This is a genomic window from Microbulbifer maximicatervae (SeqCode) (genome assembly GCF_052467825.1).
Genome location: NZ_CP174327.1, coordinates 2,281,987 through 2,290,012, shown reverse-complemented (window position 1 = coordinate 2,290,012; position 8,026 = coordinate 2,281,987). Strand labels below are relative to the sequence as shown.

Below are 8,026 nucleotides of genomic sequence, written 5' to 3'. Positions count from 1 at the left end.
TTCATCAGTATAAAATCCAATTCCGTTATAGGATTTAGTCTTTCAAAAATTTATTGATAACCCGCTCAAAAGCGGAGAGTGGCTGCGCTCCGGAGAGAGGAACAATATCGACCAGCTTGTCATCGTTAATTCGTCCAATAAAAAAACGGGGAGTTCCATTAACGCCTATACGCTGCCCATAAGCAAAGTCATCTTCTACACGGCCAAGGTGCTTATCTTCATCGATACATTGACTAAATTCCTTTGAGTCCAGCTCCAACTGTATCGCACCTTGAATAAATATTTCTCTTGAGAAGCTTCTATTTGAAAATAAATAATGACGCATTTCCCAGTATTTCCCCTGATCTCCAGCACAGTGTGCAGCCATGGCCGCAGGTCGAGCTTGTGCATGAAACCCCAGGGGGAAATCTCTTGCTACATAACGTAATATCCCAGAATCCAAATACTTTTCCTTTAACTCGGGAAAAACTTTCCTATCATGGCGAGCACAATAAGGGCATTGAAAATCTGAAAATTCTACTATTGCTATATTCGAATGATCATTTATGGAAGGAGCCCCTGAAACACTAACACTTAATGGTACTTGTGATTTTTTTTCACCACTTGGGAGTTTTAAATTTACAACCTCCCTTCTCAAGCTCCGAACTTCACTCTTAAGCTCTTTAATTTGCGATAAAATTTCATCTTTATACCACTGATCATCAACTTTACTTTCTTTTGTAGAGCAAGCTGACACAAAAAAAAGTAAAGATATGAAAAAATATAAATATTTATTAAAGAAAAATACCACAGGATAACACCTTAAACAGAAGACCAATCTTTAACGCCATCGAATATCACATAAGATTCGTTTACATCATCAGAATCATAATAAACACTAATATTCTTGGCCTTTCTAATAAGAGAGAGTGCCCGATCGGCTCGACCTTCATCTTTATTATTGATCATACTAAAAACCGACTTCTCACATGAATACCTCTCCCCCTTAACATAAAAAACCACAGATAGCTCGAGGTTATAATAATATGAATTAAAAAAACCAGCACCATGAGTAGCAACAACGGTTTTATGCACAACTTTTGATGAAATCAACCTACCTTCAGTAAAGCTAAATCTTTTTTCAATATCACTAAAGAATTCAACTGATGATTTGATACCAATTTTTTTTGCGATTTCATCTAAATTTTGACCCATACCTCCTCGAGCCACAGACCAAACCATCCAAAAAATAAAGGCAACAAAAAAAACAGCTGGAACAATCAAGAAAATCAAAATGTCATTCATCCACAAAAAAGCTTGTCAAATTATCAGGCTTTGCTAAAGAAAGCAGCTTGTACTTTTCATTCTCTACCTTCTCAAAACGTGCACTTGAAGAAATCTCGCCTAAGATTGGATTTTCATACAAGAAGCTTACTATCAGGTCACTTTTTGAGCCATATATTTTCCAGCCACTTAACTTTACCTCTTCCACTGTTCTCTTCAGCTTTTGATATTTTTTTTCTTGCTCAATTAATTCTTTTTTAACCAATAATTCAATATCGGAAAAATCATCAACTTCGTCAAAATAAGAAATTCCATTTTTATTTTCACAGGTGCCGAAACATCTAAAAAGTCCGTAAAACAAGTAATCAGAATACTCAATTTGACTAATAGCCAAGTCTTGCCTCTGATTACATTGCGCTGAAAAAATAGCCATTACATCATGTATTGTTGACTCTGGAGGAAAAACCAACTCGACAAAATCGTTTTTAACTTCAATATTAATAATTAAGCATGTACTACTGCCCCCATCCTTGGATGCAATAACAAAAGATGCTCTACTACCCATGCTCGACGATAATATGAGTTTTCGCTCCCCTAAAAGACCCTGAAATGCGTCTAGGTACTGCCTTTCCACAGTTCCTTCAGTACTATTAACAATACTTTTTAATACTTTGTTTAAATTGGGATACTCTATTAATGCTTCATCAAGAGGTTTATTCTCTTGCTTTACTTTTACGTCAGTATAAAAACCACTTACATGAACCCCTTCCATGTCTACGTAAGGTAGGAAGAGAGTCTTATTGTTTTGATATACCCCCCAGGACCCCAGAAGAAAAATTGCAATAATTCCGAAAGCTATATATATAATTTTCATATACATTTATTAAAGTAAGGCCCTAATGATATATCAAATTCTTCCTGGTAATATTTTTTGCCATCATCCCATGAGATTTTTAATCCACCCTTGACGCCGCCTGTTACGCCATCAAAACAAGCTTTTCCTTTAGTGCCGCCACTACAATCGGCATCAAATCCTCCCGATAATCCAGCTTTTCCATATACCCAAGCTGAACCCGATGAACAATATTCAACACCAGCAGCAATACACAACTCTATAGCTCCCCCACCTTCAAGCCCAAACTCACCTTTTATACCGACTCCAAATTCAAGACAACCTTCTTCACAGTCGCTATATTTTTGCTTGGCATTCCCCTCAGCCGCTGCTTTCCCTACAAAAAATACCCCTAATTCAGTTTCTAAACTGGCACCATATTTACCCCAGACAGTATCTACTACCCCATCAAAATCCGGTAATTTAACCCCTGGTGCTGGATATACCTGCAACCTTGAACTCACACCCATCGAAAAATTAGCGGAACCTTCCCATGTCTCACCTTCAGTCTCTTCTTTGCAACATGTGTAAACATCTACTTTTACTTCTGCTGATGTATCTCCATTGACCTCTCCAAGAGCACTCAGGAATCGTTGAATTCGCCCATCTAAATCACTTGCTATTCCAATTTTTTTACTGATGGTTGCCTTTAGTTTTCCATCTTTTCCTTCAAGTACACCATCTATACAAGTATTACAAGCAAGTACATCCGTCAAAGGTTCGCCTGTATGCTTTTTTATTTCAGATTCAACCTGAGGAGAAAAGACAGTTCCTCCGCAGCTGAAGATTCTTTTATTACAGGCATCGACTATTTCTTCTTCTGGGAATTGATCAGTAGCTCTAACTACTTTTCTTTCCCCTCCTCTAGGAGCCGGGAAACATTTATATTGAGAGCAATCCTCAAGATTTGTATCCTCTCCCTTATCCCCAGGATCATACCTGTTCGTACCATCACACTGTGCTACAGCGCAGTCACCTACAATTTGATTTTCGCCTGGAAGATCTTCATTCTTAAACTCTTCCGTATCATCACAGTAGATTTCCTTGCAGTCATGCTCATCTTGATTTTGCTTGGGTATATGCTCCCCTTTAGCATTCACAGCCTTGCCACCTCTACAAACGGCACAGTCATTTACTTCTGCTTCTAACGGAATCTCACTATCATCTGGATCAGCTGTATCAGTACAAGTAGGGTCTACACAATCTCGAGGATCATCCTCTGGCTTATCATTTAAATCTGGCTCGGAACCTCCACATGTCTCCAGTTTACAATTCCCATCTATTTGAACTTCAGCTGGACGATCCGGAACTAAATTACAATTTTGACCATCGCATTCATGACAGTAGTCACAATTATTAGGCGTACCACTACCACCCGGCTGAGCACCACAATGCCATCCTGCCTTAACAACACCCACGCCTGGGTTGGATTTAATTGTGGTGCCATCTTCACTTACAGTACCCAAGCCGATCGCCACAAACTCTTCCAGATCGTGGTCGAACGAGAACATCTCCACTTGTGCACCTGGTGTATGACCATCCACATTCGGCAGCGTAAGTCTGGCCGGCGGATCAAACATCGCATTGGTTGGCTGGATTGTGACTATAAATTGTGGCTGCATACCATTTGGCGGCACCATCGGTACCTTGGAGCTGTTAACCACAGTGGCAGATATGTACCCCTCTCTCGACCCATCGGGGAAGGTTACAGAGCCCGCTGGAATTTCCAGTTTAAACCCAGGTACTTCAGGGAGAGTAAGTTCCACATCTTCTTTTCCAGCCCACACGGCATTTTCGGTATCTAACTTGACCATATAAATAGGTGCAGATAAGGGGTTATCCACACCAGAAACCGTGACCAAGTTATAAGCGAGTGCTGGGTATTCACCTTCAACGGTGGTGGTGGAGCCATCAGCAATTAAATGGACTGGGCCTGCAGGCACTTCAGTTATTTTGAACTGGCCTTCACTATCGGTCATCGCCTCTCGGGTAGTGCCATCTACCCGCACGGTCACTCCAGGAAGCGGGGTATCCTGATTATCCATTACGATACCACTAATGGAAGTGGTGCCCGCATCGCCAGGAATAAACGCAGATGCGGTAAAACCAGCCGTAATATTTTGTTTCACTCCATCGATTACTGGAGCATCCAGCAGTGTGGCTTTTACTCGCTGCTGGTCTAAGCCATCCACACCTCCCATGGTTAGATGAGCACTTGCACGACCATCTCCATCGGTTTGCGTTTCATATATTTGACTATCATTTTGGAAGTGGCCGCCGCCATTAACGATTTCAAATCGTATACGGGCTCCGGGAACCACGTTAGCTCCCTCATCAGTGGCAACCACAACAAATGGTGCCGGTAATGGCTGATGTGTGCCCCCTCGTTGGTTATTACCACTATTTACACTGAGTTTATTTCCAAGATTTCCCTCCGCAGAAGCGGAGAAAATAGCTTCATCCTGGTAACCCACTACACGCGCTCGCACTTTCTGGTTACCAACACCAGCCCTCTGGCCTAGTCGGTAGCGGGTTCGAGCGATACCTTGTGCATCAGTTTTTTCCAATACACCACGACCCTCAAGATCGCCGCCGATACCCACTACACCGGAGCCCTGTGTCACCCGAAAAACTACATTCTTATCGGCAACGGGATTGCCGGAATCATCTAATACCTGGACCGCAAGCGACTCAGCCAACTCAGAGTTAATCGTTGCTGACTGATTATTGCCGGAATAAATTTCCAGGCGCTGTCCACTTAAAGGTTCATAGGTAAGTGAGAAACTATACTCCGCACTGTTGCCAACCTGATCAATCGCCTCAACAGTCAGAGTGTTTTCACCCTCTGCCAGCGGAATATCCAAGGCTTGGTAGCTTCGATTAACAATACTTGCAGTAACACCATTTACGGTTACGGTAGCTTCATCTTCCTCAATGGTTCCACGAACAATATCATTGACCAAGCCTGTGATTGTAACTGTATCACTGTGTACTAGCTGTCCATCTTCATGGGAGTCTACGGTGATATAGGGCGGGGTAAGATCTAAAGCTATACTGATCGACGCTGTAGACACCACTCCTGCGGCATCAACCATGCGCGCAACTACCGTGTTATGTCCCTCGTGAAGAGTCACCTGTGCATTAAACTGCCCTCCCTCAAAAGGAACTGCCAAACCATTGAGCGTAAATGCAACTGCATCGGAATCAACAACACCACTTACATCAATCGGAGTATGCCCAACCGTGGTAAGTGTGGACGGTGTATTTATCATTACTACTGGTAGCTTGGAACGCGTAGGGTCATCCGGAAAGGCATCGCTATCATTTTCTACCGTATCACCATCACGGTCGGTATCGGAGTTATCACCTATACCATCATTATCCAGATCTGAACTTTCCAAGGGGTTTTCTGGGAAGAGATCTAAGTCATTTTCAACTCCGTCACCATCGCGGTCTGTATCTGCGTTATCACCGATACCATCACCATCGAGGTCAGAAGTCTCATTTGGGTCTTCAGGGAAGGCGTCATTTATATCGAGAACACCATCGTTATCAGTATCTCTCTGGCTAATATCACAACCATCAGCCTCTACCGACACTCCAGGAGCGGTATTAGGGCATTGATCTTCCGCATTGCCTACCCCGTCACCATCGGTGTCCAACTGCGAAACTGAACAACCTTCATTATTCACAGGTTCATCATCGGGTGTATTTGGGCACTGGTCACTGCTATTTAGAACACCATCGCTATCGCTGTCTTTTTGCGAATCTGCGCAACCCTCACTATCTACTGGCTCATTTTCAGGAGTGTTGGGGCACTTATCGATATCATCGGCGACTCCATCGCCATCACTGTCTATCCTAATCGTGATTTCTGTGGAGCTATTATTTTCAGCCATGTCTGCAATTTGTGCAGAGAGTGTAATTTCACCAGAGGGTAAGTCAGTAAGAGGGGAGCACTCGATAGTGTCATCTGAAAACTGGCAATCAACCTGTAGTAGTGTACTGCCGGTGAAAATAGCAATAGATTCAAAATCTAACTGTAAGTTATCTTGAACGGATAACTTAAGTTGCGGGCGGCGTTCTGTAAGCGAAGCTCCTGCCGTAGGTGATAAAAATACTAACTCAGGAGCGGTTTGATCTATTTTTAGTACCAGTTCTTTCCTGTTTGTATTTCCCGCAATATCTACAGCTTCTGGACTAACCCTCAGGTCTAAACCTTCACCGGATAGTGTTTGTGGCTCAGGACAAAATCCAATACCACTGAGACTATCTTCGCACTTATATGTCAAAGTTACAGGAGAGCTATACCAACCGCTATCATTTGCAGAATGGGAGTATTCCACTTCTAAGAGTGGTGCGGTCTTATCAATATTAAGCAGCACAGTAGTATTATTACTGTTGCCAGCTAGATCTGACGCCGTCCCCACAACCTTATGCTTTTCAGCTTCAAGGCTAAAAGTTTGAGCATCTGTACAATTAGCTATACCACTAAGCGTATCAATACAGCTAAAACTCACACGAGGATTCGTGTTGTGCCAACCTGCCTCATTAGCCAAGGGGGAAACTTGTGAGAAAATAGAAGGTAAGGTTTTATCAATTTTTAGGTGCGCTGTGATTGATCTACTATTGCCCGCTAGGTCTCTTGCCTCACCAAAAATTTCTAACTCCGAGCCCTCTCCAGACACAACCACATTTTCACTGCAGCCCGCAACACCACTTACAGTGTCATCACATATAAATGCAACAGTTACATCTTGTTTGTGCCAACCCGCATTATTGGAAGCCGGAGATTCCTGCAGAGTGATTTCCGGCGCACTCAAATCAATATTTACATTGTGAGTAAATTCTGCGGTATTGCCCGCAATATCAACTGCAACAACGGAAAAGCCTTGGCTACTTCCTTCAGTTTCTACAAGCTTATCCGCTGGACAATCTTTTACTCCACTCAGCGGATCACTACAAAGAAAACTTAACGAAACGGGAGTACTATTCCAGCCAGACTCTCCTGCCTGAGGGTTAGCACTCACCATCACCAAAGGTGGCGTCTTATCTAGCTTTACAGTCTTTGTAACTGATGATGAGTTCTTAGCGCGATCAACTGCTATTCCAGTTACCTGCTGCCCAGCTGTTTCCGAGCGAATAGCAACAGGCTTAGAGCAACTTTCAATCCCGCTTATAGAATCTGAGCACGTGAAAGAAACAGTCGTGTCAGCATTGTGCCATCCTTCACTATTCTCGGCTGGTGTCGTTTCAACAGCAATTTTCGGACGATCAGAATCTATACCAACAATTTGGATACTTAATCCACGGCCCGGCAGCCCATCAATTTGTACCTCGAGCTCATTTTCTTCACTAAGGAAGACAGGAACTTCAAAAAAGTTTTTACGGCCTTTTTTCCCCCAGGTACGTGGATTAAGCCACCATCCACGAGCAAAGTCTCGCCCATTTAGCAACTCCTTGCCATTGAGTCGCACTGTGGCCAAGTTAACTCTGTGGATATCTCCAGGGCCATTCTGAACTCGCAGAAGGTACATACTACCGGGTGCATCCACATAAATGGTGCGCTCCGCTTTGTAGGGACCTAGATTTTTCGTCAGTTTTTTATGCCAGCTGGATTCTTTCCAAAACCAACTCAACCCCTTCTTATCCTTACCGGGAAGGAAGTGCTCCCGCACAAACTCTTCAGGACCAAATACAGTAAACTCTCCTTCTGATGCAACAGATTGCATAGGTAAGAGCACTAGCAAGGGCAACAACAAAAACCTACCTTTTGATTGAAAAAATTCAGTTAGATAGGTTAACAGAGGGGTAACAAAATAAGCTGGATACATAGTTTCGAACTGCAGTCCCTGTACAGCGAAGCCACCA

Annotated in this window: 4 protein-coding genes; all 4 read right to left on the bottom strand. The window is 43.0% G+C overall.

From position 1 onward, the window contains the following. Positions 1-34: 34 nt before the first annotated feature. From ACJJII_RS10150 to ACJJII_RS10135, 4 genes are read right to left on the bottom strand one after another with little or no spacing between them, the layout of a single operon-like run. The gene (locus ACJJII_RS10150) at positions 35-790 is read right to left on the bottom strand and encodes a DsbA family protein (protein ID WP_444919043.1); all 756 of its coding nucleotides are present in this window, start codon (positions 788-790) and stop codon (positions 35-37) included. 11 nt (positions 791-801) lie between these two features. Further along, the gene (locus ACJJII_RS10145) at positions 802-1,284 is read right to left on the bottom strand and encodes a hypothetical protein (protein ID WP_444919042.1); all 483 of its coding nucleotides are present in this window, start codon (positions 1,282-1,284) and stop codon (positions 802-804) included. Then, the gene (locus ACJJII_RS10140) at positions 1,277-2,137 is read right to left on the bottom strand and encodes a hypothetical protein (RefSeq protein ID WP_444919041.1); all 861 of its coding nucleotides are present in this window, start codon (positions 2,135-2,137) and stop codon (positions 1,277-1,279) included. The genes ACJJII_RS10145 and ACJJII_RS10140 overlap by 8 nt, the downstream gene beginning before the upstream one ends. Continuing rightward, the gene (locus ACJJII_RS10135) at positions 2,134-7,887 is read right to left on the bottom strand and encodes a thrombospondin type 3 repeat-containing protein (RefSeq protein ID WP_444919040.1); all 5,754 of its coding nucleotides are present in this window, start codon (positions 7,885-7,887) and stop codon (positions 2,134-2,136) included. The genes ACJJII_RS10140 and ACJJII_RS10135 overlap by 4 nt, the downstream gene beginning before the upstream one ends. Positions 7,888-8,026: the final 139 nt, after the last annotated feature.